Raw genomic sequence first — 25,554 nt, forward strand, 5'->3', positions numbered from 1 at the left:
GATCGGCAACCGCAACAACGCCTCGTCATCCGGCGCGTGCCACAACTCCGTCGGATCGAACGACCCGAGATCAGCAACCCCCAGCATCTCCGGCAGCGCGACGGTACGGGCCAGCACCTGCTCCTGCTCACCCGACAACCGCAACGGCGCCAACGCCCGGGCCGCCTGCTCACCCAGCTCCGGCGGGCACACATCCGCCACCGCGTCCTGCACCGTCTGCACCAGGACCGGGTAGCGCGTCTCCAGCTCCAGGTCACCGGCGGCGTCCACCCGGGCCCGCGCGTCGACCCGGCCGGGCTCCTCGCTCTCCCGGGCGACGACGCACACGACGTGCAGACCGGTGTCGGCGCCGGCCTCGGCCAGCAGGTCGGCCACCAGCGGCAGGCGTGCCCACTCCGCTCCCGGCCGGTAGCCGTCGAGCACGACCACCACCTGGCGGGACGCCCGGGTCTCCCGGCGCATGCCGAGCGAGCCGGCCCGCTCCGTGCGCTCCTCGCGGATCCGGTCCACGTGCGCCTGCAGCAGGTCGGCGAGGCCGTCCATGCTGCGCGCCACCATGGGGACCAGGTCCGTGCGGCCGGGACCGCGGGTGTGCGGCAGCCACTTCACCCACGCCCAGGGATGGTCCTCCTCCTCGGTGAGGGCGATCACCTGCACGTCGTCGGGGGCGTGCAGCACGGCCAGCTGCATCAGCAGCGACCCGACGAGCTGCGCGGTGCGCTCCGGCGGCCCGAGCAGGCTGAGGACGCCGGTGTGCGCCAGATCGACCCAGGCCGGCTGCAGGCCGACAGTGGCGAAGTCGTCCGCGAGCCGCTCGGCGCGCTGGTGCGCGTCGGGGTCGTGCTCGGCGGTGGGGTCCCCGTGCTTGCTCAGCGTGACGCGCAGGGCCGGCGCGCCGCGGCCGATGCCGAGCCGCAGCTTGAGGAAGTCCGCGTCGGACGGCCGGCGTTCCCACACCCGGCGCGGGCCGGTGGTGGCGATCGCCCACAGCCGCTGCGGGCTCGGGTGCACGAACGCGCCGGCCGCGCGCTGCGCGGCCGCCGACTCCCGTGCCTGCCGCCGGACGTCGCCGAGGTACTCCACGTACAGGTCGCGCTGGCGGTACTGGGTGCGCCGGTTCGCCTTCTTCATCTGCGTCCTGATCAGCACCATGACGCCGAGCGAGAGCGTGACGAATCCGACGCCGAGCATCATCAGCCACGGCCGGCCGAACGTGAACATGTAGGCGGCCATGCTGACGCTGCTCAGCAGCGGCAGCAACATGGTCAGCCAGGTCTGCGCCTGGTTCTGCACGGCCTTCTGCGGCGGTGCGGCCAGCGCGACCTGCTGCTCCGGAACGGAGAGCGGGAAGGTCCTGGCGGGGCGGTGGAAATCAACCCTGGTCATCTAGTTCGGGTAATCCTGGGAGAGGGGATAGTCGGGGCCGGTGTGGTCGGACGGTGTGTCGCCGGCGCCACCGGTGTCGGCGAGGCCGCTGGAGAACTTCTGGAAGGCCGACGCGAGTTCGACCTCGGTGTGGCTGTACGCCACGGCGGTGCCCAGCAGTCCCCCGGCCATCGCGGGGAGCACGCCGGTGGGGCCGTCCTTCTTGCCGAACAGCTGGAGCATGACGTTCTTCCAGGAGTTGTTGAACTCCTGTGCCTCGCCGGCGGAGTTGCCCACCCACGACAGCACGAGGCTGCTGACGGCGTCGTTGATGCCCTCGATCTCGTCCGCCATCTGCTCGGCCAGGGACACCAGCCGGTCACTGGCGGTACTGAGGTCCTGCGGGCGGACCCGCAGGGTACTCACGTCGTAGTCGGCGTTCACCGGCACGGTCAGCCTCCGGAGTTGTGGGTGTTGGCGGTCTCCACCGCGTGATATGTGTCGTACGTGCTCCGCATGCGGCGGGCCATCTCGTCGAGCAGGTCCTTCAGCGCCCGGGAGGACTGGGTGAACCAGGTCGCGGTCGTCTCGAACGTCGTGGCCGACGGGCTCTGCCAGGCGTCGTGGGCCGCGGTGAACTGCGACTGGATCTCGGCGAGCAGGTCCGAGATCGCTTCCCGGTGCCCGTTGACCTTGGTGATCGCGGTCTGGAGTTCCCCGAGGGCGACCCGGAGTTCGTGCAGCGCCCCGGAGGTGCCGGACCCCCCGCCGGTGCCGTTCCTGTCGGAGAGGGAGGAGGTCTTCGACGAGGTCAGGACGTGGCGGTCGGTGCCGCCGGCCTGCCGGTCCTCGGCGGGTGTCCTGGGCTGGGCCGCGACGGTGGTGCCGCTCGGCGAGGCCGCGTCCGCCGCGGTGCGGTCGAGCACGGGTGAGGCCGGCGTGCCCGCGTCCGCCGCCGTGCGGTCGAGCATCGGCGACACCGGGGTGGCCGCGCTGTCGCCCACCGCGGAACCGTTCCCTGACGGTGGTGTCATGAGGCCGTCCTCACCGAGGTTTCTTCGACATACGTATGTGTGGCAATGTGTGAGCAACCGGCGTTGTCAGGGCCGGAGGTACCGCCCGGCCGTGCTGCCGGGCCGACTGAGGGGAGAAAAAGGTGGCCGACTCGGACGACGACCCGGACGCGGGCAAGGACTTCTACAACCTCGTGCCGGCCATGTCGGTCGACTGGGACACTCCGCCCAGCTTCAACCTCGATCCGAGCGGTCAGTCGAGCGGCCAGGCGTCGTCCGACGTGGCCGACAGCGGCCCGATCTCCTTCGACGCGACCACCGTGCGGGCAACCGAGAACACGCTGCTGGCCCAGAGCCGCAACGCCGTCTCCAACTACGAGTGGCTGCGCGGGCAGGTCGACCACGCCGCGCACGGCCAGTTCTGGGGACCGGCGCACACCGCCCAGACGATCTCCTCCGGGCAGGACACCGCGTCCCAGACCCCGAACTCCACGGGCGGCTCCCCCGCGCCGGCCCCGGACTGGGAGGACAAGGAGGACCAGAACACCCTCGCGGACATCGGCGACGACTTCGCCCGGCACATCAACCCGGCGATGCAGAAGGCGCTGGCCCTGCAGAGCAACGCGCTGGAACTGCTCGGCGACTACATCGCGATGATCAACAGCGCCGGGCAGTCCTACGCGCACATCGACAAGGCGGCGGGCTTCCCCGAGCCGCCGGGCTCGGTCACCCACTGAGCCCGGCGCCGCGCGGCGGCCGGCGGGCCGGCGGTGGTGGCAGGTCATCACGCCACCACCGCGGGCACGTCGGCCGGCTGGAGCACGGTCAGGTCCTCGTCGCTGGGGTCGTCCAGGTCGGCGACCCGCATCGCGTGCTGCTCGGTCATCCTCTGGAACGCCTGGCGGGCGGTGCGCCCGTTGCCGAAGCGCTCGGTCCGCTCGACGGCGTCGAAGCGGGCCAGCAGCGCCGCCGCCGTGTCCCGCGGGATCCGGTACTCGTGCCGCGTCGCCTGGTGCTCCACGATCTCCACCAGGTCCGCCGAGGAGTAGTCGTCGAAGCGCAGCGTGCGGGTGAAACGGGAGGCCAGGCCCGGGTTGGAGTCGATGAGGCGATCCATGTCGTCCGGGTAGCCCGCCGCGATCACCACGACGTCGTCGCGGTGGTCCTCCATGAGCTTGACCAGGGTGGAGATCGCCTCCTGGCCGAAGTCGTTGCCCTGCCCCGCAGGCACCAGCGCGTAGGCCTCGTCGATGAACAGCACGCCGCCCAGCGCCCGTTGGAAGACCGCGGTGGTCTTCGGCGCGGTGTGCCCGACGTACTCGCCCACGAGCGCGCTGCGGTCGGCCTCCACCAGGTGCCCCCGGACCAGCAGCCCGAGCGCGGCCAGCAGCCGGCCGTACAACCGGGCCACCGTGGTCTTTCCGGTACCGGGGTTGCCCGCGAAGATCAGGTGCCGGCTCAGCGGCGGCGGCTGCAGGCCCGCCTCCTGACGGCGCTTGACCATCCGCATCAGCTTGGCCATCGACGCCACCTCCCGCTTGACGCCGTCCAGGCCCACCAACCGGTCCAGTTCGGCGAGCAGTTCGGGCAACTGGTCCTCGCCGGCTCCCTCGTGTTCCGTCGCGGCGGGGGTGGAGGCTCCGCCGCTGCCGCCGGGGGGCGCCGCCACGCCGGCCGCCGCCGGGACGGCCTCCCCCTCGGGGGCCGTCGGCAGCGTGCCGGTCCTGACGTTGCTGCTGCGGCACGCCTCGAAGCGGGCCGCGGCGTCGTCGTCCTGCGACAGGTCCTCGTCGGTGTCGCGGACCAGGCAACGGCGCAGCACCGGCGCGGCCTTGGCCCCCACGTACACCGCCGGGAAGCCGGTGGCGGACAGCGTGCAGTCCTCCAGCAGGCCCAGCGCGCCGTCGCCCGCGTACACGCCGTTCTTGCCGGTGCCCTCGATGGTCACCGACCGCACCCGGGGCCGGGCTTCGGACCAGACCGCTGCCCTTGGTGTCGCGGATGGTCAGGTCCTCGATCAGCGGCTCGCTGCGCTCGTCGAGGAAGACGCCGGCCGATCCGGCGCCCTCGACGCGCCCGCCGAGCAGTACCGCGCCGGTGTCTGCGGCGATCTCGATGCCGGTCCGGCCGGAGCCGAGCACCTCGCAGTCCTCCAGCAGCGGCCGGTGCCCGGTCTCCAGCCGGATGCCGGTCTCCGCGTCACTGACGGTGCAGCGGCGCAGCACCACATCGGCTTCCTTGACGTCGACGCCGCACAGGGCCGCGCGCTCCACCCGGGTGTCCTCGGCCAGCAGGGTGGCCGTGCCCTCCACCCGCACCCCGTGCTGCGCGCTGTCGCGTACGGTGCAGTCGCGCACTTCGAGCCGGGCGCCCCGGCCGGCGTTCAGGGCGGTGTACGCGGTCGCCGAGATCTCGCAGCCGGTGAGCCGGACGGTGCATCCGTCGGTCGCGTGCACGCCGTTGGCGCCGGTACGGGCCACGGTGCCGCCGCGCACCAGCAGTTCCGCGCCGTCCACGGCGGCCAGGCCGGTGCTGGGCACGTCGACCACCCGCGTCCCCTCCAGTTCCACCCGGCCGCTCCCGGCGGCGATCAGTCCCGCGCCGCCGGTCTCACGGATATGACAGTCCGTCAGTTTCAGGCCGGCGACCGACGCCGCCAGCACGCCTTCCTGCCCGGTGCGGAAGATCTCGCTGTCCTCCAGCCGGATCCGCAGCTCTTCCCGCCCGGCGCCGTCGCCCCGGCCGCCGGCGGGATCGGGGGGCAGGGCCGCGGCGCCGGGGCCGTCGGCGATCCGGACGCCCTGCGCCTTGGTGTCGTGCAGCCGGCAGCCGCGCAGCAGGGGATGCGCGGGGGCGTGCACCAGGAGTGCGGCGTCGCCGGTGTGCCGGACCGCGCAGTCGTCGAAGGTGCCCGCGGACTCGCCGGTCATCACGATGCCGCTGCCGGTGACGCGCTCGATCGTGGCGCCCCGCACGTCGGCTCGCGCGGCGTCGTCGAGCGTCAGGCCGTGCCCGGTCGCGGCGCGGATCACGCAGTCCTCCAGCACCACCCGTGCGGTGCCGGTGGCGTGCACGCCGGAGCCGGAGGCGTCCTGCACGGTGCACGAGCGCAGTTCGGCGCAGGCGTCCCGGACCACCTCGACCCGGCCGCCGGTCACCTCGCAGTGGTCGAGCACCGGGGTGCCGCCGCCCACGACCACCGCGGGTCCGCTGTCCGGGGCGACCTCGATCGTCAGCTCCCGCAGCTGCGGAGCGCCGGCGTTCACCCGCACCGCCGGGCCGTGCGCGGCCACGACACGCACGGTTCCGGGGCCCTTCTCGGCCGCCACGACGATGTCGCGGTCCAGGACCAGGGACTCCCGGTAGACGCCCGGCTGGACGTGGACCACCGCGCCCTCCTCGGCCACCCGTACGGCCGCCGTGAGGGTGCGGTAGGTGCCCCAGCCCCGGTCCGCCACCCGCAACACGCTGCGCTTCACGGGCGACGCACTCCGATCGCGGCGCGGATCACGGTGTGTGCCCGGAGTTCATCATGCTGCTGTAGACGCCGAACACACCCACCACGAGCGGCACGCAGGCCACCGTGAGGAAACCGGCGAGCGGGTCGATCCAGGAGGGGCGCACGTCGGGGGCGCTCGCGCGGAACGCGCGGACCAGGCCGACCGCCACGGCGAGCAGGGCCACGACGAGCAGGACGGCCGATCCGGCCCAGTCCGGCGCGCCGAAGCGACCCGGTGCCTTGATCAGCCCGGTGACGAGGCCGATCGTCCCGGCGATCACGACCGGCACCACGGCCGGCGCCATCGTCAGGCGGCCCGCGCGCAGCACGAGCGCCAGGCCCAGGCAGCCGGCGAGGGCCACCGCGTAGCGCTGGTGGGAGGAGCCGAGGACGAGCAGGCAGGCGGCGGAGACGACGGCCACCAGGACGTTGGTGCCGATGAGCAGCCGCTGGCCGCGCTTGACCAGGTGCAGGACGTCGGCCTCCTCGTCGCGGCCGGCGGCGCCGCCGGGATGGCCCGCCAGGACCGCGAAGTGCCCGGACAGCCGCGGGGCGACGCCCAGGACGGCGAGCATGGCGACGCCCACGACCGCGGCGGCCTCCAGCAGCGTGACGTGGCCGCCGGCCAGACACACCGTCAGCACGACGGCGAACGCGGCGATCGCGGCGGTCATCAGCGTCGTGGCGTGGCGGATCGCCAGCAGCCCGGCGAGGGCCGCGAGCACCGCTCCCGCGCTCAGCGCCTCCAGCACGGAGCCGGCGTGCCGGCCGTGGTCGGCGCCGGCCAGCTCGAACGACGCCGAGGCCACGGCCAGCAGCGGGATGGCGGAGTAGGCCATGACCAGGCGCAGGGCGAGCGGCAGGGACCAGCCCTGGCGGGTGGCCTGCCACACCAGGACGAGCAGGCACAGCGCGACGACGACCGCGGCGGCGCCGGCGGCCGGCAGCACCGCGGTCCGGTCGCCGGAGCACGCCAGGGCGACGAACCCGGCGATCAGGCCGAGCAGTCCGAGGACCAGGGTGACGTAGGCCCGTGTCCGCCGGCCCCACACGCTGACGTCCTCGCCGGCCCCCTCGACCTTCTCCTCCAGGTCGGTGACGACCGGCTCGTCGAACTCCCCGGCGGCGGCGTCCCGCAGGTACAGCGTCGCGCCGTCCGCGACGCCGCTCTCCCGCAGGGAGGTCTGCGGGCCCAGCGGCGGCCCGCCGGGCAGGGCGAGCGACCAGACCGGGGGCAGGGTGTCGTCGAACTCGACCTCGCCCAGCAGGGTGAGCAGGGTCGGGGTGTACTCGGCGATCGCCGCGTCCGCGGGCACGGCGAGGTCCACGCGCCGCCGGGCGCCCACCACGGTCACGTGGCAGCGTTCATTCTCCACAGGGTGTCTGTCCTTGTCGCGTGTGCGTCCGGCGGCCGGGCCTGCTGCGCGGGTGCGTCACCTGGACGCCCACGTCTTGGTGTTCGCTCCCTCGGCCTCGACGTAGTTGTCCCAGATCGCCTGCAGCCGGTTGGCGATGTCGCCGAGTACCCCGCCGTCGCCCTGGGTGCCGAAGAGGCCGGTGGCGGAGGCGTCCCACTCGTGCATGCGGTCCTGGAACTCGGTCGAGGACTGGGCGATCCAGGTCTCGGGCATCGCGAGCACGCGGTTCTTCAGGGCCTTCAGCTCGCCCATGATGCTCTCCGCCCGCGCCTCGATGGTGCCCGGGGCCGCCTCCAGTTCCTGCTGGACGCTGATGGGCATGGTGTCGATGTCGGTCATCTCGGCTCCTCCGGACTGTTTGTGCGACCTGCTGCGAGGGGTGTCGGGCGCGGTCAGGACAGGCGGGCTGCCGGCAGGGACGCCGACGCGGCGGCCAGGACCGTGTGGTTCGCGTGCTCGGCCTTCGCGTAGGTGTCGGCGCTGCCGACCAGCGCGGTCGAGATCTCGCCGAGGACCTCGCCCAGCTTGTTGGCGTACCGGTCCCAGTCGGTCATGAGGTCCTGGAAGGTGTTGGACGCGTAGCCCTGCCAGATGTCCTCCATCTGCACGACGTACGTCCGCAGGGCCGCGATCTCGCCCATGATGGTCTGCTGGGTGCTCGCGATGTCGTGCGCGTGGGTCTTCAGGTCGTCGGGCGTCGCGTGGTACAGCACGCCGTTTCCACCCTTGTAGTCCGTGACCCCGCCGTCGGTCGCCGCCATGGCTTCCGCCTCCCTGACCTGGTCGCCGGCGGACCGTGCGCACGGCTGACCCCGAGTGAAATATGGTGCGCGGTGCCGCCGGTCACCCGCCGCGAGGCGCGACCTGCCGGACACTTCACACCATCAACGATGTTTACACATGCTAACACGTATCGACCGAGGCCTCCGCTCTCCCCCGCCGGGGCGGCTCGGCCGAAGTCCCAGACAGGGAGGGCGAGATGGCCGGTGAGCGCGTCCCCAGGGTGCGGCGGGGTGCGGAGCGGTGCGGCGGGTGTCCTGGTGCGGGTCAGCCCGAGATGCCCCGGCCGAGCTCGCTGTTGATCGACTCCAGCAAGGGACGGAACCGCTCCTCGCGCCGGGCGGTCAGGGTCTGCCGGGCGTCGTGGTAGGCCGAGACGATCAGGTCGGCCAGGCCCCGCGCGTTGCCGGGGTCGGCGGCGAACGGCGCGATCGTCACCGCGGCCAGCACTCCCTTGCTGTCGACGGTCGCCCGCACCGCGCCGCCACCCGCCGTGCCCTGCACGGTCAGCGCGCCGAGGTCCTCCTGGGCCCGGTCGAAGTCCCGCTGGAACTGCCGGGTACTGCTCAGCAGCCGCTGGATGGCCGCGTCGTCGTCGAGGGCCATGCCCGCCGTCCCTCCCGTCCCTGCCGCCGGCTCACTTCTTGGTCCACTTCTGGTTGGGGGTGCCGGCGCAGTCCCACAGCTGCAGCCGGGTGCCGTTGCCGGTGTTGCTGTCGACGACGTCGACGCACTTGCCGATCGAGGTGTTCACCAGGTCGTAGGAGGTGTTGACGATGAACTTCTGGGCCCAGCCGCCGTTGCACTTCGCGAGCTGGATGGTGGTGCCGTCGCTCTTGTCGGCGCCGGCGATGTCCATGCACAGGCCGTACATCCGCGCGGTGCCGTCGGAGCGGAAGTCGACCTTCTGCCACGACCCCCCGTCGCAGTCGTGGATCTCCAGGGGGGTGCCGTCGGTCGCCTTGCTGTTCTGGTGCCCCGTGGCGGACACGCAGCGCCCGCTGGCGTGGCCCACGACGGTGACACCCGGATAACCGGCGACCTGCGTGCTCTGGGTGGACTTCTGGGTCTGGGTGCTGCCCGAACCGCCGGACGTGGTGGACGATCCGCCGGTGCCGGTCCCCGATCCGGACTGCGTGCCGGCGACCGGCGCGGCGGCCCCGCCGGTCCTCCCGCTGCCTCCGCCGGAGGAGCCGCTGCCGCCTCCGGCCGCCTTGGTGCCGCCCGCGTGCTTCGTGGCACCGCCGGTCGGGCCGTGGCCGGTCGCGCCGGTCTTCGCGGGCGTGGTCCGCTCGGCACCGGAGGGGGTGGGCGAGGCGGAGACGGCCGCGGTGTCGCGTGTCTTGCCGTCGTGACCGGAGGACACCTTCGCGACCGCGAACACGATCAGGACCACGGCCGCGGTGGCGCCGGCCGCGCCGACGATCCAGGTCACCGGTCGCGGTCCCGGGCCGCCGCCCGGGCGGCCCTGCGTGGTGCGGCGGAGGAACGCGTCGGCGAAGCGCGACGACGCTCCGTCCAGCAACGCGGGATCCTGCGGCTTCTGTTGGGGCGGCACTTCGTCTCCTGAGAGCTCGGAAACCAGAGGGCAGGCTCGGACACACGGGAAGGCGGGTCCACCGAAAGGGGCCCGACGATGCGCTTCCGCGGCCGGACGGTTCACGCGGCCACGGGCCACGGCCCCTCCGGTCCGTGGGACGCCACGGGCCACATGTGTCTCCGGGTAGGCGTACCGGATTCTACACACCTTTGCCGACACCTACGTGTCCCGGATGCCAGGAGGGCCGCATCCTCCGGGGTCGACGGTACGACCGCGGCCGCGGTGAGCGACTCACCAGTCCATGCGCGGCGCCTCCCGTCTGCGATTCCCGGCCCACGTATGCTCGGCGTCATGGACAGTGCCACCTCTCATGCCGCCATCGCCCGACTGATCGCCGAGTACGCCGAGTTGGTGGACGACGGGAACTTCGCCGCAGTGGGCGCGCTCTTCGCGGACGCGGTCTTCGTCGGCAGCGGCGAGCCGGCCCGGGGCGCGGAGGCCGTGGAGCGGATGCTCGCCGACAGCGTGATCCGTTACGAGGACGGCACGCCGCGCACCCACCACGCCGTCTCCAACCTCGCCGTCGACGTCGACGAGGAGGCCGGGACGGCCGTCGCGCGGTCCTACGTGACCGTCTTCCAGGCACTCGCCGGCTTCCCGCTGCAGCCGGTGGCCGCGGGACGCTACCGCGACCGTTTCGAACGGACCGGCGCCGGCTGGCGGTTCACCGAGCGCCGGGTCCGCATCCGCCTCGTCGGCGACGTCAGCCGCCACCTGCGCGGATAGTTTCAAAGGCACGGCCGTTTCGCCGTGCCGGACGCCTATTCACCCCAGGCCTCGGTGTCGGACTTGCCGTGGCCGTACCGGTCGAGGGCGGCCCTCAGTGATGCCTGCTGCTGGTCCGTCATCGGGCCGAGGACGCAGACGGGAACCAGCCTGTTGCGGATGGCCGCGGGTTGCGGGAACGCCCATCCTGCCGGGGGATACAGCTTGGAGCGCATGTCCCTGGTAAACCTGATGTGGATCCCGGCCGCGGCCCGATAGGTGCCCGTACCCGAGAGGACCGCGTCGATGGCGTAGGTCTTCACCTGCTTCCACTGGATCTCAGGCCCCCCGGGTCCCCCGGTCCTGATGCCCTGCGGCCCTATTTGCAAGGACCAGGTGCGTCTCGCGTTGAGGGTGGATCGAGCGCCCACCAAGGTCGCCAGAAACAGCAGTACGCCGATGACGAGGAACATCGTCGCGACCAGCCATCCGGAATTGACCGCGAACGTCAGGCCCAGCGTGAGGAGCGTACCCGCCACGCACACGGCCAGCAGGGTCGCGAACCATGCGACCCGGACGCGCAGGGGCCGGATGTCGGCGTAGGTCGCCAGGCGTTCGGTCCAGGTGATGGTGAACGGACCTTCGGTTCCGGCTGGTTGCCGCGTGCCGTTGTTCGTGCGCGGGTCGAGTGGTGGTGACACCTTTGTGGTCGGCAGGTTCGACGTGCCCTCATCCGCCGGGTCAAGGGCCGCCCGCAGACGCTGAAGACGTTCCTGGACCTGTCGCGCCGCCTGCGGGCGCCGGTCGGGGTCGCGTTGCAGAAGCTCGGTGACCAGCGCGGTCACCACCGCCGGCAGGTCGGGGCGGAGCGCGTCGAGACGTGGCGCCTCCTCGTCCAGTTTGCGCCGTACGACCGCGAGGGCGCTGTGACCGGTGAAGGGCGGCTGACGCGTGAGCATGGCGAACAGCACGCCGCCGAGGGCGTAGAGGTCGGAGCGTTCGTCGCCGCGCTCGGTGAGGAACTGCTCCGGCGCTCCGTATTCCACGGTGCCGGCCGGGGTCAACTGGGAGGAGCGGGCGACAGAGAACGCGGCCTGGACGAATCCGGCGATCCCGAAGTCCAGGACCTTCACGTGGCCATCCGGGGTGAGCATCACGTTGTGCGGCTTGATGTCGTAATGGATCACGTCGGCCTGGTGTGCGGCCGCCAACGCCGTAGAGATCCCGCCGGCGATTTCCAGGGCGCGGGCCAGGGAGAGGGGGCGTTCGGCGTGGATGTGCTCGGCGAGCGTCCGGCCCTCGACCTTCTCCATGATCAGGAACAGCATGTCTTCGTGGACGCCCCGGTCGTACAGCGCCACCACGTTCGGGTGGTTGATCTGAGCGGCGGCCACGCCCTCGCGTTCGAATCGCCGGGAGAGCTCCGGGTGCCCGGCGCCGTCGAGGTCGAGCAGCTTGATCGCGATGTCACGGTGGAGGGCGCGGTCCCGGGCGGCCCACACCTCGCCCATGCCACCTCTCCCCAGCCGCTTGGACAGCTCGTAACGGCCCGCGATCAGTTCCCCGCGCTCCACACCCATCCCCCCATCGACTCAGGCATCCCAGGTGCCACAGTACGGTCGGCGGCTTCGATGACACAGGCGAAACGACATCCCGTCAGGGCTTCGAGTGCGCCCTGCCCCCGCCCGTAAACGAGACCCGTACGCCTGCGCGGTCCGTTCGCGAGCCCGCTCCGCCATCTCTTCACAGCTTCATGCCAGGCGCGAGGAGTCCAGGAGCTCAGCCCCCACAGCACCGTGTTGACCTGTCCGGGACGTGACACATGTGTCGGTCCGCCTTGACGTTCCGCACACAGAACCGGATACTCGTCACCAGTCTGAATGGTGATTTCGCCTGACGGCCGGGCGTCCTGCCCGGCGTCACGCGGCGGCGTGCTCCCGCGGGTTCCCGACGGGAAGGCCCGGAGGCACGTGCGGGTGCACCACGCCCGAGGAGGAGTGCGGAAGATGGCAGACCGGGAGAAGGGAACGCCCGAGGGACCACCGGTGGGGCGGCGGGCGCTGCTCGGCATGCTGGGACTCGGCGCGGCGGGACTCGCCGCCGCCCCGACCCTGCAGCGCGGCTGGGACTCGTTCCTTGCCGCGGCCTCGCAGGAGGACCCGACCGGGCTCAGCGCCCTGCTGCCCAACCCGGGCGGCTTCCGGTACTACAGCGTCGTCGGCTCCGTGCCGCACCGGAGCGAGGCGGACTACACACTGCGCATCACCGGCCTGGTGCGGAAGCCGATGACGCTGCGCCTGCCGGACCTGCGCGCGATGCCGCAGACGCGGGTGGTCCACGACGTGCAGTGCACCGACGGGTGGCGGGTACCGAACACCCCCTTCGCCGGGGTGAAGCTGTCGGACCTGCTGGACGAGGCGGGAGTGCGCCCGCAGGGCAAGGCGCTGCGCTTCACCTGCTTCGACGGGGCCTACTCCGAGAACCTCACCCTGGAACAGGCCCGCCGGCCGGACATGCTGGTGGCCCTGCAGATGCAGGACAAGCCGATCAGCCACGCGCACGGCGGGCCGGTACGGCTGTACGCGGCCCCGATGTACTTCTACAAGTCGGCCAAGTGGCTGTCGGGCATCTCCGTCACGGACGAGGTCGTCCCCGGGTACTGGGAGGAGCGTGGTTATGACATCGACGGCTGGCTCGACGGAGCCGACAAGAACTCCGGCGGGCAGGGCTGAGGTGCCGGACCGGATCCGCCGGTTCAGCCGGGCCGAGCGCCTGGTGCACCGGAGCACCGGCCTGCTGATGCTGCTGTGCGTGGCCAGCGCGGCCTGCCTGTACCTGGGCCCGCTCGCCCAACTGGTCGGGCGGCGCTACCTGGTGGTCACGGTGCACGAGTGGTCGGGCATCGCGTTGCCGCTGCCGTTCCTGCTCGGCCTGCTCTCCCCCGACTTCCGTGCGGACCTGCGCCGGCTCAACCGCTTCGCGCCGTACGACCGGCAGTGGCTGCGCGCGGCCCGCAGGCGCCTGAACTCGGTGCGGGACCGCCCTGCGGGCAAGTTCAACGCCGGCCAGAAGATCTACGCGGGCTGGATCGCCGGCGCGGTGCTGGTGATGATGTTCACCGGCCTGCTCATGTGGTTCATGGGGCTGCTGCCCTCGATCTCCCGCACCAGTGCGATCTTCGTCCACGACTTCCTGGCGTGGGCGCTCGTGGGGGTGCTGGCCGGCCACGTCCGCAAGGCATACCAGGACCCGGGGACCGCCCCGGGCATGCGCACCGGCTTCGTCAGCCGCGGTTGGGCCAAGCGGCACCATCCCCGCTGGGTCGACGAACTCGACGAACTCGCCCGGCTCGACGCACCCGGCGCACCCGCCGCACCCGCCCCTCGCCCACCCAGCGACCCCGGCGCACCCGGCAGGCGCGACACGTTCGGCGACGCTCAGCCGCGGGCGTAACGCACCGGCAGCGCCAGCACGCCGCGCATCATGCCGGCCGGGACCCAGGACAACGACTCGGCGGGAACGGCGAGTTCCATGGCCGGGACGCGGTCCAGCAGGATGTTCAGGGCGGTGGTCGCCTCCAACCGGGCCAGCGGCGCGCCCAGGCAGTGGTGGATGCCGTGGCCGAAGGACAGGTGCCGCGCCGAGGGCCGGGTGACGTCCAGCCCGGCAGGGTCGGCGTCTCCGGGCACGCCCGCGTCACGGCCGGCCGAGGCGAGCGCCACGGACACCACCGCGCCCCGGGGGATGCGGACCCCGGCCAGTTCCAGGTCCTCGGCCGCGTACCGGTGCGTGGTCCGCTCCACCGAGGTGTCGTAGCGCAGGAACTCCTCGACCGCGCCCGGCATCAGCTCGGGGCTGCCGCGCAGCAGCCGCAGCTGGTCGGGGTGGCGCAGCAGCGCGAGGACGGCGTTGCCGAGCAGGTTGACCGTGGTCTCGTGGCCGGCGATGACCAGAAGCGCCGCGGTGCCCGCGAGTTCCTCCTCCGACAGCTGCCCGTCCTCCTCGTCCCGGACCGCGACGAGCGCGGACAGCAGGTCGTCCGCCGGGGCCTGCCGCTTGGACCGGATGACGTCCGCCAGCAGCCCGTGCAGGCTCGCCACGGACGAGGCGTACTCCGGGTGGGCCACCTGGAGGGCCAGGGACGACCAGCGGCGGAAGTCCCCCTCGTGTGCCCGGGGGATGCCCAGCAGTTCGGCGATCACCCGGATCGGCAGCGGCGCGGTGAACGCCTCGACGAGATCGAGTTCGCCGGCGGGCGGCATCGCGTCGATCAGCCCGTGGGCGATCTGCGCGACCCGGGGCGCCAGGCCCGCGGTGCGCCGCGGCGAGAACGCGCTCGACACCAGGCGACGCAGCCGGGTGTGCTGCGGCGGATCGGCCTCCAGCATCTGGCCGCCCAGGCCGACTTTCGGCTTGTGGCCGACGAAGCCCGCGGCTTCCAGAGTCCGCGCGGCGGGCCCCGGGTCCTTCAGCAGCGCCGGGTGGGTGAGCGCCTCGCGGGCCGCGTCGTACCCCACGACCAGCCAGCCCTCGATGCCGGGGAAGAACTGGGCCCGGTGCACGGGGCCGTCCGCGCGTAACCGGGCGTACCGCGCGTGCGCGTCCGCCTTGAACTCGGGGCCGAGGACCAGCGGTCCGGCGCCGCCGCCGTCCCCTCCCTGCTGCGCGTCCATGTCCATGCCGCCTCCCGGACCGATACGTGTGCGTCACACGTGACGCATGGGACACATCTCGGGCCGCAGTCTGACATGTGCCGCGGGAAAAGCGGAAACCCTGCGGGCCGCCGGCCGGGGGACGTGCACCGGCGCCCCCCGGCCGGCCCATACACGGGCACATACGCCGGCGCATCCAATGGCCGAAAGTGTGCGCCGATCCTCATGCCCCGGTCCCGAGGTGAACTCACCGGCCGGCATGCCCCGTCTCCCCTGTGAGGAAGCCCGCGTACGCGCGCTCCTCGGCGGCCCGCTCCCGGAGCCGGGCCCGCCCACCGCGAGGACGACAACCGCGACAACCCAGTGGATGTGCGAGACAGTTGATGAGCGGCAAGGACACCGGCCCGGACCAGGCGGGTCTTCCCGCGCGGGAGGCGCCCACGGCGCTGGTGCGGGAGGTCGGCGGTCCGGTCCTGGTGCCGGGCTCCGAGGCGTACGACGCCGAATGCGCCACCTTCAACCTGAACTCCTGCCTGCGGCCCGCCCTGGTGGTCGGCGCCACCGGTCCCGCGGACGTGCGCGCCGCGGTCGCCTTCGCCGCCCGGGAGGGCATGCCGGTGGCGGTGAAGTCCACCGGCCATCAGGTCCTCTCGCCGGCGCACGGCGGCCTGCTCGTCACCACCGGGCGGATGCGCGGCCTGTCCGTCGACGCGCGGACGCGGACCGCCCGGGTGGCGGCCGGGCTGCGCTGGAGCGAGGTGCTCCCCCGCACCGCGGCGCTCGGCCTCGCCCCGATCGTCGGCTCGGCGCCCGAGGTCGGCGTGGTCGGCTACACCCTCGGCGGCGGCCAGAGCCCACTGCTGGGCCGGACGCTGGGCTACGCCGCTGACCACGTGCGCGCCATGGACGTGGTGACCGCGCGGGGGGAGTCGCTGCGCGTCACTCCCACGAGCGCGCCGGACCTGTACGGGGCGCTGCTGGGCGGCAAGGGCAACTTCGGGGTGGTGACGGCGATCGAGTTCGGCCTGTTCCCGGTCACCCGCTTCTACGGCGGCGGCATCCACTTCCGGGGCGAGTACCTGCCCGAGCTGCTGGAGGCGTGGCGCGGTTGGCTGCCGGACGTGCCGGAGGAGATGACCTCGTCCCTGGCCGTCCAGCGGCTGCCGGACACGCCGGCTCTGCCCGCACCGCTGCGCGGCGCGTTCGTGGCGCACCTGCGGATCGGCTACCCGGGCCCGGCCGCCGAGGGCGAGCGCCTCCTCGCTCCGCTGCGGGCGGTCGCGGCTCCGCTGCTGGACACCGTCGGGGAGCGCCCTTTCACGTCCATCGGGGCGATCCACCAGGATCCGGTGACCCCCTCGCACTACCTCGACCGGACCGTGTGCCTGGCCGAACTCACCGACAAGGCAGCCGACACCCTGCTGGCCCTGGCCGGTCCCGGCTCGGGCTGCCGGCTGGCGAACGTCGAGATCAGGGCGCTGGGCGGCGCGCTCGACCGGGCGCCGGAGTTCCCCAACGCGATACCGACCCGGGGCGTCCCCTTCATGGTCTTCGCCCTCGGGCGGGGCGGCCCGGACCGGGCCGAGACCCTGCGCGCGGAGCTGGCCGGCCTGGTGGACGCGCTCGCGCCGTGGGCGGTGGAGCGCAACATGGTCAACTTCATGTCGGCCGACGACGCCCCGGGCGCCGCGGACGTGGCGGCGGTGTTCGGGCCGGAGCGCCACGCGCGGCTGGCGGAGGTGAAGCGGCGCCACGACCCGTCCAACCTCTTCCGCTTCCACCACAACGTCCGGCCCGCCTGACACCGCCCTGCGCGACGGGTCGGTGACTCTTCGCCCACACCGCGGGTGCGGCCCCTTGCCGCTCGACCAGTCACCTGTCAAAATGGTGACATGAACCTTACCCATGTCTTCGTCTGCGACCATCCGGCGCTGGACTTCGCGGCGACCCTCCGGGCGCGGCGGTCCACGCGCTTCGAGATGTTCGCCGCACCGGACCGGCTGGACGCCTGGTACCTGGAGTCCGGCATCGTCGACGCCGTCGCCCCGAGCCAGCAGCGGGACGTCGACCAGGCGGTGGCGGTACGGGAGGCCGTCTACAGCCTGGTCACCGCCCGCCGCTCCGGCGAGGAGTACGACCCCGGGGCGCTGGACCTGCTCAACGCCACCGCCCGCAAGCCGTCGGCGGTGCCGCAGCTCACCGCCGAGGGGCGCCGCACCGTGGCCACGCCGGAGGAGGCGCTGTCCACCGTGTCCCGGCAGGCCGTCGAGCTGCTCAGCGGCCCGGACGTGCCCCTCCTGAAGGAGTGCGGCAACCCCGAGTGCACCCGTGTCTACATCGACCGCTCCCGGGGGATGCGCCGGCAGTGGTGCGGGATGGAGTCGTGCGGGAACAAGATCAAGGCCGCCGCGTACCGCGCCCGCAAGAAGAGCGTGCAGCCCGCCGGCGCCTGACGGCCGCGGATCCCCGGTCCCGCGGCCGGTCGCCGGTCGCCGGAGTCGGAGCGTACTGGACTTGCGGGTCCAGTCACGACACACCATGCTGTCGGTGCGACACGGCGGAACGCCCCGGCGACCGGGACACCCACCGGCGGTCGCCCCGCCCACGCAGTGCCCGCGGGCACCGGGTGAGACACCTGGTAGGAACGGGCTCCACCACGGCGGTGCCCGGCGGCCCCCGGTACCGCGAACCCGCCGTCCTGTGACGGCACCCTCCGGCAGGCACCTTCCGTCGGACCCGGCCCCGGCCGGCCGGTAGGCGCCTGCCGGGAGGTGCCGGGGCGCCACCCGCCACGAGGGACCCGCCTGCCACCGTCACTGCCCGGAGCGGTGAGAAGACCGGCCGCACGCACGACGCGACATGTGAGGAAGGACCAGGTCCACGGCACGATGAAGGCCACGGTGCGCTACTCGATCCTCGGCACGGTGCGGGCTCAGCGGGGTGACACCGAGCTCGAACCGGGCCCCCCGAAACGGCTGGCGCTGCTCGCCCTGCTGCTGCTGCGGGCCCCGGGGACCCTCCCCCTGCACGAGGCGGTCGACCTGCTCTGGGACACCGAGCCGCCGGCCAGCGCCGTCAACGTGGTGCACCGGCACATCGGGGCGCTGCGCCGGACCCTGGAGCCGGAGCTGCGCACCCGGTCGGCGGCCCAGCACCTGGTCCGCGCCGCCGACGGCTACCGGCTCGCCGTCGACGTCACCACCTCCGACCTGCTGCACTTCCGCGATCTGCGCAGCCAGGCGCAGTTGGCGGTCCGGTCCGGGGACCCGGCCGAGGGGGCCGCCCTGTTCCTGGACGCGCTGCGGCTGTGGCGCAGCCCCGTCGTGGCCGCGGGCTCCTACCTCGCCCGGCACCCGCTGTTCACCTCCGTGGGACACGAGTACGTCGCGGCGGTGAAGGACGCGGCCGACACCGTCCTGACCGCGGCGCCCGCCCTGACCGAGGAGATCCTCGCGATGCTGCGCCAGGCGGTGGAGCAGCACCCCTTCGACGAGGGCCTGCACAGCCGGATCATCGCGTCACTGGCCGCCACCGGCCGGCAGGCCGACGCCCTGCGGCAGTTCGAGGCGATACGGCGGGCGCTGGCCGACGAACTCGGCGTCGATCCCGGGCCGGGCCTGCGCGCGGCCCAGCAGCACCTGCTGCGGCCCCGCGCGGTACCCGAGAGCGGCGCTCCCGCGCCCCGGTTCCGGCAGGGCACGGGGCCAGGCACGGGACTGGGCACCGGACCTGGCACGATTCCGGCGCAGCTTCCGGCCGACCCCGCCTCCTTCGCCGGGCGCCGCGAGGTCCTCGCGCAGTGCCTGGAACTGCTGCCTCTGGAGGGCGAGGACCGCCCCCCGACCATGACCGCGGTGATCTGCGGGATGCCCGGGGTCGGCAAGACCACCCTGGCGGTGCACTGGGCCCACCAGGTGGCCGACCGCTTCCCCGACGGGCAGGTCTACGTCGACATGCAGGGCTACCACCCCAGCCGGTCGCCGCTCGCCCCCGGGCAGGCGATGCGCGAGGTGCTGGACGCCCTCGGCGTCCGCCCGCGCCGCACCCACACCGGCGCGGCCGGGCTCGGCTCCCTCTACCGCAGCGCGCTGGCCGGGCGGCAGTTGCTCATCGTGCTGGACAACGCCTACGACTGCGAGCAGGTCCGCCCGCTGCTTCCGGGCACCCCGGGCTGCCTGGCGCTCGTGACCAGCCGGCGCCGGCTGGAGGGGCTGGCCGTGACCGACAACGCGCGGGTGATCACCCTGGACCCGATGACCTCCGAGGAGGGGCTGGAACTCCTCGACCGCCGGCTGGGCACGGACCGGATCCGGGCGGACTTCCAGGCCGCCCGGGAACTCGTCGACCTGTGCGGGGGGTTGCCGCTGGCGCTGGCCGTCTCCAGCGCGCGGGCGCTGCTGAACCCGACGTTCCCGCTGTCCTGCCTGGCGGCTCGGTTGCGGGAGAACCGGGACACCCTGACGGTCTTCGCCGGCCACGACGCGCTCACCGACGCCCGCAGCGTCTTCTCCCGCAGCTACGACGCCCTCGGCCCCGGCGCCGCGGACCTGTTCCGGCTGCTGAGCCTGCACCCCTCGCGCGACATCACCACGGCCGCCGCCGCGAGCCTGACCGGCCGGCCGCTGCGGACCACCCGGGAGGAGATCGCCGAACTCGCCGACCACCACCTGCTGGTGGAGCAGGTGCCGGGCCGGTTCACCTGCCACGACCTGCTGCGGACCTACGCCTCGGAGCTGAGCGCCGCACACGACACGCACCAGGCCCGCTCCGACGCGCGGGCCCGGATGTTCGAGCACTACCTGTACAGCGCCGACGCGGCCACCGCGCTGATCGCGCCCCACCGCGGCAGCATCATCCTCCCCCCGCCGCGCCCCGGCGTCCTGCCCCAGCGGTTCAGCCGGCGCACCGACGCCGCGGAGTGGATCGTCGCCGAACGGTACGTCCTGCCCGCGCTGGTCGAGGGCATCACCCACCACCCGAGCGTGGAGACGTTCCGGCGGCAGCTCATGCGCACGCTGGAGGTGGGTCTGCAACCGAGCGCCCGCTGAGGTCGCGGGTGCGCCGGGTCCCGAGGTCCGCCGCGCCGGCCGCCGCGGCGCCGGGTACCGGTCCCTGACCCTGGCCCTGGCCCTGGCCCGGTCCCTGGCTCAGGGTCGTGACGGCGCAGCGCACGGCGTCCCCCAACGCGAGGGCGGCCGACCGCAGTTCCACCGGCACCGGCGCGTGCCGGAAGGCGAACTGCTGCTGGTGCCGTTCGCTGCCCCACAACGGGCCCCGGGTGAACGGGACATCGTCCCGCGCGGGATCCGCCCCGGCGGGGCCGCCGGCCACCACGGCCCGTGCCTCCCCCACGAAGCGCCGCCAGTAGGAGTCCGGTGCGGCGGGCAGTGCCGGGTCCTGCGCGGCGGGCGCCGCCGCCAGGTCGCAGGGGGCCGACGGGTCGCAAGCAGGGACGGGATCGGGCAGGTCCGGGAAGTCCGGGAAGAGCGAGGCGTCCGGGACCTGCGAGGGCAGCAGCCCCAGCGACTCGACGACGGACGCGGTGCGCCGGGCGAGCTCGATCCGGGCCGCCGCCAGGGCCTCCAGGAGGCTGTCGGCCAGCGTGCGCCCGGCCATCTGCCGGAACCTCTCGCCGGGAAAGCTGAGCGCGCGGACGTCCCCGCAGCCGGCGACCGTGACCTCCACCGAGCCGTCCCGGGACCTCGCCTGCACCGAGAGCGACGCGATCTGCTCCTTCGCCTTGGCCTGCGTCCGGTGTTCCGCCGCGAAGTGGTCGAGGACGCCCTGCAGCCTGCTTTCCCGTGCCCTGTCCATGTCGCTCCCCCTGCCGTGCGCGGACAGCATCCCGTACGTGAACAACACGGTGGTACGTGCACGGCAGGTTCACATGTCGCGCCGGAATCGGCCACCGTATGTGTGAACGGTCGGGCGTACGGGCGAGCGAACGGGTGAACTATCGTCACTGGCTTGACAGGTGATCGATTGCCATGGCAGATTCATCACCAGTTGAAGCGGTGATGCGGGGCGAGCCCCGCAAGATCCGCCCACCCGCCGCCCAGTCGGCTCGAGAAGGGACCGTCGTCGTGATCAGCATCAGGGGTGCCCGCAGGAACCGCTTCGTCGTGGGAGCAGTGGCGGCCGCCGCGGCGGCCGCCGCGCTCGGCACGTTCGCCGCCACCGGGAGCGCGAGCGCCTCCCCCCGCACCCCCTCGGCCGCCGGTGGCGCCAAGCCGACCATCGTGCTGGAGCACGGGGCGTTCGCGGACGGCTCCAGTTGGAACGGCGTCATCCAGAAGCTGCGCGCCGACGGCTACCCCGTGGTCGCCCCCGCCGACCCGCTGCGCGGCCCCGCGAGCGACGCCGCCGCCCTGCGCAGCGTCCTCGACCACATTTCCGGACCGAAGATCCTGGTCGGGCACTCCTACGGCGGCTCGGTGATCAGCGAGGCCGGTACGAACGACCCGCAGGTCAAGGGCCTGGTGTACGTCGCCGCGTTCCTGCCCGCGCCGGGCGAGAGCGCCGCCGGGCTGACCGGGAAGTTCCCCGGCTCCACGCTGGCCGGCACCCTGGACGCGGTGCCCTACACCCTGCCCGACGGGAGCAGCGGCACCGACCTCTACGTGCAGCAGGACAAGTTCCACCACCAGTTCGCCGCCGACGTCCCCGCCGCCCAGGCCGCCCTGATGGCCGCCGAGCAGCGGCCGATCGCGCAGGCCGCCCTGGACGAGAAGGAGACCTCCGCGGCCTGGGAGCAGAAGCCGAGCTGGGACGTCATCACCACGCAGGACCTCAACATCCCCGCCGCCACTCAGCGGTTCATGGCCAAGCGGGCCCACGCCCACACCACCGAGGTCGCAGCCTCCCACTCCGTCGCGGTCTCCCACCCCGACGTGGTGGCCCATGTCATCGAGGAGGCCGCCCGCGCCACCCGGTGAGCGGTCTTGCCGGGCCGGCGGTGCGGGCGGACCCGAGGGTCCGCCCGCACCCATCCGTCGCGCCGGTCCTTCGGCTGCCGCCACCCCGCCCGCGGGCCCGGCCGGAGCAGCCTGGACAATCCTCTGCCACGGCGTTGCCGACACATGCCTCGGGTCCGGACCGGCGGCGGACGAACCATCGATATCACGATCATCGGATCGTCGATTCCCGGATGGTAGCGTTGACACGTGTCGAGTGAGGCAGCTAGGAGTCTGACAACATGAGCCGGGCACAACGTGCTTACGACGTGGTGATCGTCGGCGGCGGAACGGCGGGCTCGGTGCTCGCGGCCCGGCTGTCGCAGGACGAGGACGTGCACGTCCTGCTGCTGGAGGCCGGCGCCGCCACCCTGCCGGACGAGGTGCGCGACCCGCCGGCCTGGCCGTCGCTCGCCGCCACCCATGCCAGTTGGGGCGAGACGACCGTGGTCCAGCGCTCCCGCGGCACCGCGGTGGCCCTGCCCCGGGGCCGCGGACTGGGCGGCTCCTCGGCCATCGACGCCATGGTGTTCGCCCGGGGCCACCGCTCCGGCTACGACGCGTGGAGCCACGGCGGCGCCAAGGGCTGGGGGTTCGACGACCTGCTGCCGTACTTCCAGCGCAGCGAGACCGCCCTGGTCCGCGCCCCGGGCCGCGGGACGCAGGGGCCGCTGCTCGTGGCCCCTGCGGCCGCGCCCAACGACGTCCTGCTCGCCTGCCTCGACGGGGCGGTCGAGGCGGGCCACCCGCGTGCCCGCGACATCAGCGGGGGCCTGGAGGAGGGTTTCGCGCCGGTCGACCTGACCATCGTCGACGGGCGCCGGCAGAGCGCCGCGGACGCGTACCTGGTGCCCGTGCTGAACCGGCCCAACCTGCACGTCGTCACCGAGGCGCTCGCCCACCGGCTGCTGTTCGACGGATCGCGCTGCAGCGGCGTGGAGTACGGCGTCGACGGCCGCACCGAACGGGCCGACTGCGCCGGGGAGGTGGTGCTGGCGGCCGGGGCGGTGGGATCGGCGCATCTGCTGCTGCGTTCCGGCGTCGGTCCGCCCAGCGACCTGCGGCAGGCCGGCGTCGACGTCGTCCACGCGCTGCCCGGGGTCGGCCGCAACCTGCACGACCACCCGCGCGCCCACCTCGTCTACCACGCCCAGCGGGAGGTGCCCGCGGCCCGGTACAACCACGGCGAGGTCATGGGCCTGCTGCGCAGCACCCCCGAGGCGGACGGCCCGGACGTGCAGATCGTCTTCGCCGACTTCGCGGTCCCCAACCCGGCGGGCCCGGTCGACAACGGCTTCACCATGGCGATCACCCCGATCCGGCCGGTCAGCCGGGGCACCGTCCGCCTCACCTCGGCCGATCCGCGCACGCCTCCCCTGGTGGACCCCAACTACTTCGCCGAGGAACAGGACGTCCGCACCGCCCTGTGCGGGCTCACCGCCGCCCGCCGGATCGCCTGGTCGTCCGCCCTCGCCGAGTGGGGCATCGAGGAGGTCAGCCCGGGGCTCGGGGCGGTGGACGAGGAGTCCATCGGCGCCTTCGCCCGGCGGGAGTTCAGCGCCTGCTGCCAACCGATGGGGACGTGCGCCATGGGCGAGGAGGAGATGTCGGTGGTCGACTCCGAGCTGCGCGTCCGCGGCCTCGACGGCCTGCGGGTGGCCGACGCCTCCGTCATCCCCTCGGTGCCCTGCGGCTCCCCCGCGGCCACCGTCTACGCCGTCGCCGAGCGGGCGGCGGACCTGCTGCGCCCGTGACACGCGTCCGCTGGCACCTGTCCCGACGCGCCGCCCACTCCCCGGCCCGACCGCTCACGCCAGCAGGCGCGCCAGCTGATCGGGGTGGGCGAGGTGGGGGAAGTGGCCGCTTCCGGGCAGCACGGTGACGATCGCCTCGGGCAGCGCCGCGCTCAGCCAGCTCCGGTACTCCGGGGCGGGCTCCGAGCCGGTGACGTAGTGGTAGGGGATGCCGCCGGCGGCGATCCGCGCCAGGCGTTCGGCGTGCCGCTCCTGCAATTCGGGCGCCGGGGTGGACAGCAGCTCGTCCCAGTACCCGAGCAGGGCCTCCTGCACCGGCGCCTCGCTCTGCGCGGCCAGGCCGCGAACGTCCGGCGGCAGTTGGTCGATGCCCATGCCGCCGGCCAGCCGGTGCCAGAAGGCGCCGTAGTCGGGCCCGCGCAGCAGCTGCTCGTTGTTCCGCAGCATGGCGGCGAAGCCGGCCACCCGGAGCGGCTGGTCGATGTTGACCGCACCGCGCACCGGGTACAGCGCGGCGTACGCGGTGGCGATGGCGCCGCCGAGGGAGTGCCCGACCACGACCGGTGCGGCCAACCCGGCCTCACCGACCGCCTGGTGCACGATCGCCGCGACGTCGTCCAGCCCCAGCGGGTCGCGCAGCGGCGACTGCCCGTGGCCCGGGAGGTCGACGGCGAGGACGCGGCGGCCGGGATCGCAGCCCTCCAGCGCCCGCAGCAGCGGGCCCCATTCTCCACGGTGCCCGCCCATTCCGTGCAGCAGGACGAGCGGGGGGCGGCCGTCCGGCTCGCCGTGGCGCTCCGCCCTCAGGCCGGCGTACGTCAGGGGCTGTCCGCTGGTGCTCACGTGGGTGTTCCTTCTCTGGGGTGCGTGCCTACGTGACAGAAGGCGTAGCACGGGGGTGAACGACCTGTGCATGGCGGGCATCACACCCCCCAGCCGGCGGGTCCCCCTGCGTCGGGTTGGTACCGCATGAGGCGGCCGGTGCGCGGCGAGGCGCGCAGGTGGGCGCCGATGAGCGGAGCGGCGGCCTCGATCGACACAGAACCCGCCTCACGCAGGGTGTACAGCACCCGCCGGGGCAACGGGAAATCCGCAGCCCGCTCGCGACTCCCCGCCACCCGATTCGCGGTGTGCCGACACCCCGAGCGGGGGGAGACATCACCCGCGAACTGCACGGCCGACATTACCCGGGACCGGGCCCACACGTCCACACGTATCTCCGATGGTCCGAGACACCTTTCTCCGCGTCCGGCCCGGTACCAGCCACCCTCACTCCGCCAGCAGGGTGGCGACGACCCGGCGAAAGACCGTGCGCGAGACGGCACGGGTCAGCCCGTCGAAGACCCCCGGGAGACCGCGTACCCGCAGATCCTCGTGCCAGCGCACATGCGTGCCGGCGGCGTACGGACGCACCTCGATCTCGGCCCAGCCGAGGACGACCCGGCCCGTCTTCTCCAGCCGGCACCGCCCGCTGCCGCCCTCGTCGGGCGGCTCCCACACGGCGACCCGCATCGGGTCCGCGAAGCCCACCCGGCCGACCCCGGTCCTGGCGATCATGACGGTGCCCACACCGGTCGGCGGAGAGGTGGGGACGGTGATCCGGGTCAACGGCACACTTCCCGAGTGCCGTTCCCACGTGGTCAGCCGCCGCCACGCCTCGCCGGGTGGCAGCACCGTACGACATTCGACAACGAACTCGGGCACGCGCCGAACGTACCCGCCCGCGTCCCCGCCGGGCGAGCGGCAGGCCGGAGACACGTCAAGCGTCGAGCGGAGTACGCAGCCGGGTCGCAACCATGCGGCCGGCCTCCGGGC

22 protein-coding genes and 2 pseudogenes are annotated in these 25,554 nt (G+C 73.4%); 9 read left to right on the plus strand and 15 right to left on the minus strand.

Annotated elements, in window-relative coordinates; genetic code table 11:
- The 3 genes and pseudogenes from C4U44_RS35465 to C4U44_RS35475 form a co-directional block, all read right to left on the minus strand.
- A pseudogene (locus C4U44_RS35465) lies at positions 1–1,386 on the minus strand (ATP-binding protein); the annotation flags it as partial.
- Entirely contained in the window at positions 1,387–1,815 is a 429-nt protein-coding gene (locus C4U44_RS35470; protein ID WP_103890211.1) for a hypothetical protein, read from the minus strand. It abuts the pseudogene before it with no gap.
- A 2-nt stretch (positions 1,816–1,817) separates the two neighbouring features.
- The gene (locus tag C4U44_RS35475; RefSeq protein WP_103890212.1) at positions 1,818–2,399 is read right to left on the minus strand and encodes a WXG100 family type VII secretion target; all 582 of its coding nucleotides are present in this window, start codon (positions 2,397–2,399) and stop codon (positions 1,818–1,820) included.
- 122 nt (positions 2,400–2,521) lie between these two features.
- On the opposite strand from C4U44_RS35475, the gene C4U44_RS35480 reads away from it, so the two are divergent.
- Complete coding sequence (locus tag C4U44_RS35480; protein ID WP_103890213.1) at positions 2,522–3,115, plus strand: hypothetical protein; 594 nt, start codon at positions 2,522–2,524, stop codon at positions 3,113–3,115.
- Positions 3,116–3,162: 47 nt separating this feature from the next.
- Here C4U44_RS35480 and C4U44_RS35485 read toward each other — a convergent pair whose 3' ends face one another.
- The 7 genes and pseudogenes from C4U44_RS35485 to C4U44_RS35520 all read right to left on the minus strand — a co-directional run bounded on the left by C4U44_RS35485 (position 3,163) and on the right by C4U44_RS35520 (position 9,633).
- Positions 3,163–4,326: an AAA family ATPase gene (locus C4U44_RS35485; protein WP_103890214.1), complete on the minus strand. Its 1,164-nt coding sequence runs from the start codon at positions 4,324–4,326 to the stop codon at positions 3,163–3,165.
- A gap of 88 nt (positions 4,327–4,414) precedes the next feature.
- Positions 4,415–5,857: pseudogene (locus C4U44_RS43730) on the minus strand (right-handed parallel beta-helix repeat-containing protein); the annotation flags it as partial.
- Between the two features lie 28 nt (positions 5,858–5,885).
- Entirely contained in the window at positions 5,886–7,253 is a 1,368-nt protein-coding gene (gene eccD / locus C4U44_RS35500; protein WP_103890215.1) for a type VII secretion integral membrane protein EccD, read from the minus strand.
- A gap of 57 nt (positions 7,254–7,310) precedes the next feature.
- Positions 7,311–7,634 (minus strand): WXG100 family type VII secretion target, encoded by a 324-nt coding sequence (locus C4U44_RS35505; protein WP_103890216.1) that lies wholly within the window; start codon positions 7,632–7,634, stop codon positions 7,311–7,313.
- 53 nt (positions 7,635–7,687) lie between these two features.
- Positions 7,688–8,056, minus strand: a complete 369-nt coding sequence (locus tag C4U44_RS35510; RefSeq protein ID WP_103890217.1) for a WXG100 family type VII secretion target — start codon at positions 8,054–8,056, stop codon at positions 7,688–7,690.
- 286 nt (positions 8,057–8,342) lie between these two features.
- Entirely contained in the window at positions 8,343–8,681 is a 339-nt protein-coding gene (locus tag C4U44_RS35515; protein WP_103890218.1) for a YbaB/EbfC family nucleoid-associated protein, read from the minus strand.
- Between the two features lie 31 nt (positions 8,682–8,712).
- Positions 8,713–9,633 carry an RICIN domain-containing protein gene (locus C4U44_RS35520; RefSeq protein WP_160145178.1) on the minus strand — a complete coding sequence of 307 codons (921 nt, stop codon included), beginning with the start codon at positions 9,631–9,633 and terminating at the stop codon, positions 8,713–8,715.
- Positions 9,634–9,966: 333 nt separating this feature from the next.
- On the opposite strand from C4U44_RS35520, the gene C4U44_RS35525 reads away from it, so the two are divergent.
- Positions 9,967–10,401, plus strand: a complete 435-nt coding sequence (locus tag C4U44_RS35525) for a nuclear transport factor 2 family protein (protein WP_103890220.1) — start codon at positions 9,967–9,969, stop codon at positions 10,399–10,401.
- Between the two features lie 35 nt (positions 10,402–10,436).
- Here the strand turns inward: C4U44_RS35525 and C4U44_RS35530 are convergent, their stop codons facing one another.
- Positions 10,437–11,960: a protein kinase domain-containing protein gene (locus C4U44_RS35530; protein ID WP_103890221.1), complete on the minus strand. Its 1,524-nt coding sequence runs from the start codon at positions 11,958–11,960 to the stop codon at positions 10,437–10,439.
- Positions 11,961–12,386: 426 nt separating this feature from the next.
- Between C4U44_RS35530 and C4U44_RS35535 the strand changes: the two genes are divergently transcribed.
- Both C4U44_RS35535 and C4U44_RS35540 read left to right on the plus strand, forming a co-directional pair.
- A complete protein-coding gene (locus C4U44_RS35535; RefSeq protein WP_200823520.1) occupies positions 12,387–13,112 on the plus strand; it encodes a molybdopterin-dependent oxidoreductase in 726 nt (241 codons plus the stop codon).
- Positions 13,057–13,833 carry a cytochrome b/b6 domain-containing protein gene (locus C4U44_RS35540; RefSeq protein WP_103890222.1) on the plus strand — a complete coding sequence of 259 codons (777 nt, stop codon included), beginning with the start codon at positions 13,057–13,059 and terminating at the stop codon, positions 13,831–13,833. The genes C4U44_RS35535 and C4U44_RS35540 overlap by 56 nt, the downstream gene beginning before the upstream one ends.
- Here the strand turns inward: C4U44_RS35540 and C4U44_RS35545 are convergent.
- Positions 13,818–15,053, minus strand: a complete 1,236-nt coding sequence (locus C4U44_RS35545; protein WP_200823529.1) for a cytochrome P450 family protein — start codon at positions 15,051–15,053, stop codon at positions 13,818–13,820. The two genes, C4U44_RS35540 and C4U44_RS35545, sit on opposite strands and share 16 nt — an antisense overlap.
- 362 nt (positions 15,054–15,415) lie before the next feature.
- Between C4U44_RS35545 and C4U44_RS35550 the strand changes: the two genes are divergently transcribed.
- The 3 genes from C4U44_RS35550 (at position 15,416) to C4U44_RS35560 (ending at position 20,080) form a co-directional block, all read left to right on the plus strand.
- Positions 15,416–16,834: an FAD-binding oxidoreductase gene (locus C4U44_RS35550; protein ID WP_103890224.1), complete on the plus strand. Its 1,419-nt coding sequence runs from the start codon at positions 15,416–15,418 to the stop codon at positions 16,832–16,834.
- A 90-nt stretch (positions 16,835–16,924) separates the two neighbouring features.
- The gene (locus C4U44_RS35555) at positions 16,925–17,485 is read left to right on the plus strand and encodes a CGNR zinc finger domain-containing protein (protein WP_103890225.1); all 561 of its coding nucleotides are present in this window, start codon (positions 16,925–16,927) and stop codon (positions 17,483–17,485) included.
- Between the two features lie 408 nt (positions 17,486–17,893).
- Positions 17,894–20,080 (plus strand): AfsR/SARP family transcriptional regulator, encoded by a 2,187-nt coding sequence (locus C4U44_RS35560; protein WP_235032600.1) that lies wholly within the window; start codon positions 17,894–17,896, stop codon positions 20,078–20,080.
- Here C4U44_RS35560 and C4U44_RS35565 read toward each other — a convergent pair.
- Positions 20,037–20,846: a YbaB/EbfC family nucleoid-associated protein gene (locus tag C4U44_RS35565; RefSeq protein ID WP_160145179.1), complete on the minus strand. Its 810-nt coding sequence runs from the start codon at positions 20,844–20,846 to the stop codon at positions 20,037–20,039. The genes C4U44_RS35560 and C4U44_RS35565 overlap by 44 nt on opposite strands.
- Before the next feature lie 269 nt (positions 20,847–21,115).
- Here C4U44_RS35565 and C4U44_RS35570 point away from each other — a divergent pair, with 269 nt between their 5' ends.
- The gene (locus C4U44_RS35570; RefSeq protein ID WP_235032601.1) at positions 21,116–21,967 is read left to right on the plus strand and encodes an alpha/beta fold hydrolase; all 852 of its coding nucleotides are present in this window, start codon (positions 21,116–21,118) and stop codon (positions 21,965–21,967) included.
- A 260-nt stretch (positions 21,968–22,227) separates the two neighbouring features.
- On the plus strand, positions 22,228–23,739 hold the full coding sequence (locus C4U44_RS35575; RefSeq protein ID WP_103890228.1) for a GMC family oxidoreductase: 1,512 nt from the start codon (positions 22,228–22,230) through the stop codon (positions 23,737–23,739).
- Positions 23,740–23,793: 54 nt separating this feature from the next.
- Here the strand turns inward: C4U44_RS35575 and C4U44_RS35580 are convergent, their stop codons facing one another.
- Positions 23,794–24,582, minus strand: coding sequence for an alpha/beta fold hydrolase (locus tag C4U44_RS35580; protein WP_235032602.1), 789 nt, complete (start codon positions 24,580–24,582; stop codon positions 23,794–23,796).
- A 426-nt stretch (positions 24,583–25,008) separates the two neighbouring features.
- Entirely contained in the window at positions 25,009–25,443 is a 435-nt protein-coding gene (locus C4U44_RS35585) for an Immediate-early protein 2 (RefSeq protein WP_103890229.1), read from the minus strand.
- Positions 25,444–25,554: the final 111 nt, after the last annotated feature.

The organism is Actinacidiphila yanglinensis, assembly GCF_900107965.1.
GTDB classification, from domain to species: Bacteria; Actinomycetota; Actinomycetes; order Streptomycetales; family Streptomycetaceae; genus Actinacidiphila; species Actinacidiphila yanglinensis.

Coding starts and splice junctions, on each gene's coding strand:
- C4U44_RS35535 (WP_200823520.1), top strand. CDS start 12,387: ATGGCAGACCGGGAGAAGGGAACGCCCGAGGGACCACCGGTGGGGCGG.
- C4U44_RS35475 (WP_103890212.1), bottom strand. CDS start 2,399: ATGACACCACCGTCAGGGAACGGTTCCGCGGTGGGCGACAGCGCGGCC.
- C4U44_RS35565 (WP_160145179.1), bottom strand. CDS start 20,846: ATGGACAGGGCACGGGAAAGCAGGCTGCAGGGCGTCCTCGACCACTTC.
- C4U44_RS35505 (WP_103890216.1), bottom strand. CDS start 7,634: ATGACCGACATCGACACCATGCCCATCAGCGTCCAGCAGGAACTGGAG.
- C4U44_RS35525 (WP_103890220.1), top strand. CDS start 9,967: ATGGACAGTGCCACCTCTCATGCCGCCATCGCCCGACTGATCGCCGAG.
- C4U44_RS35545 (WP_200823529.1), bottom strand. CDS start 15,053: ATGGACGCGCAGCAGGGAGGGGACGGCGGCGGCGCCGGACCGCTGGTC.
- C4U44_RS35530 (WP_103890221.1), bottom strand. CDS start 11,960: ATGGGTGTGGAGCGCGGGGAACTGATCGCGGGCCGTTACGAGCTGTCC.
- C4U44_RS35575 (WP_103890228.1), top strand. CDS start 22,228: ATGAGCCGGGCACAACGTGCTTACGACGTGGTGATCGTCGGCGGCGGA.
- C4U44_RS35510 (WP_103890217.1), bottom strand. CDS start 8,056: ATGGCGGCGACCGACGGCGGGGTCACGGACTACAAGGGTGGAAACGGC.
- C4U44_RS35555 (WP_103890225.1), top strand. CDS start 16,925: ATGAACCTTACCCATGTCTTCGTCTGCGACCATCCGGCGCTGGACTTC.
- C4U44_RS35515 (WP_103890218.1), bottom strand. CDS start 8,681: ATGGCCCTCGACGACGACGCGGCCATCCAGCGGCTGCTGAGCAGTACC.
- C4U44_RS35540 (WP_103890222.1), top strand. CDS start 13,057: ATGACATCGACGGCTGGCTCGACGGAGCCGACAAGAACTCCGGCGGGC.
- C4U44_RS35550 (WP_103890224.1), top strand. CDS start 15,416: ATGAGCGGCAAGGACACCGGCCCGGACCAGGCGGGTCTTCCCGCGCGG.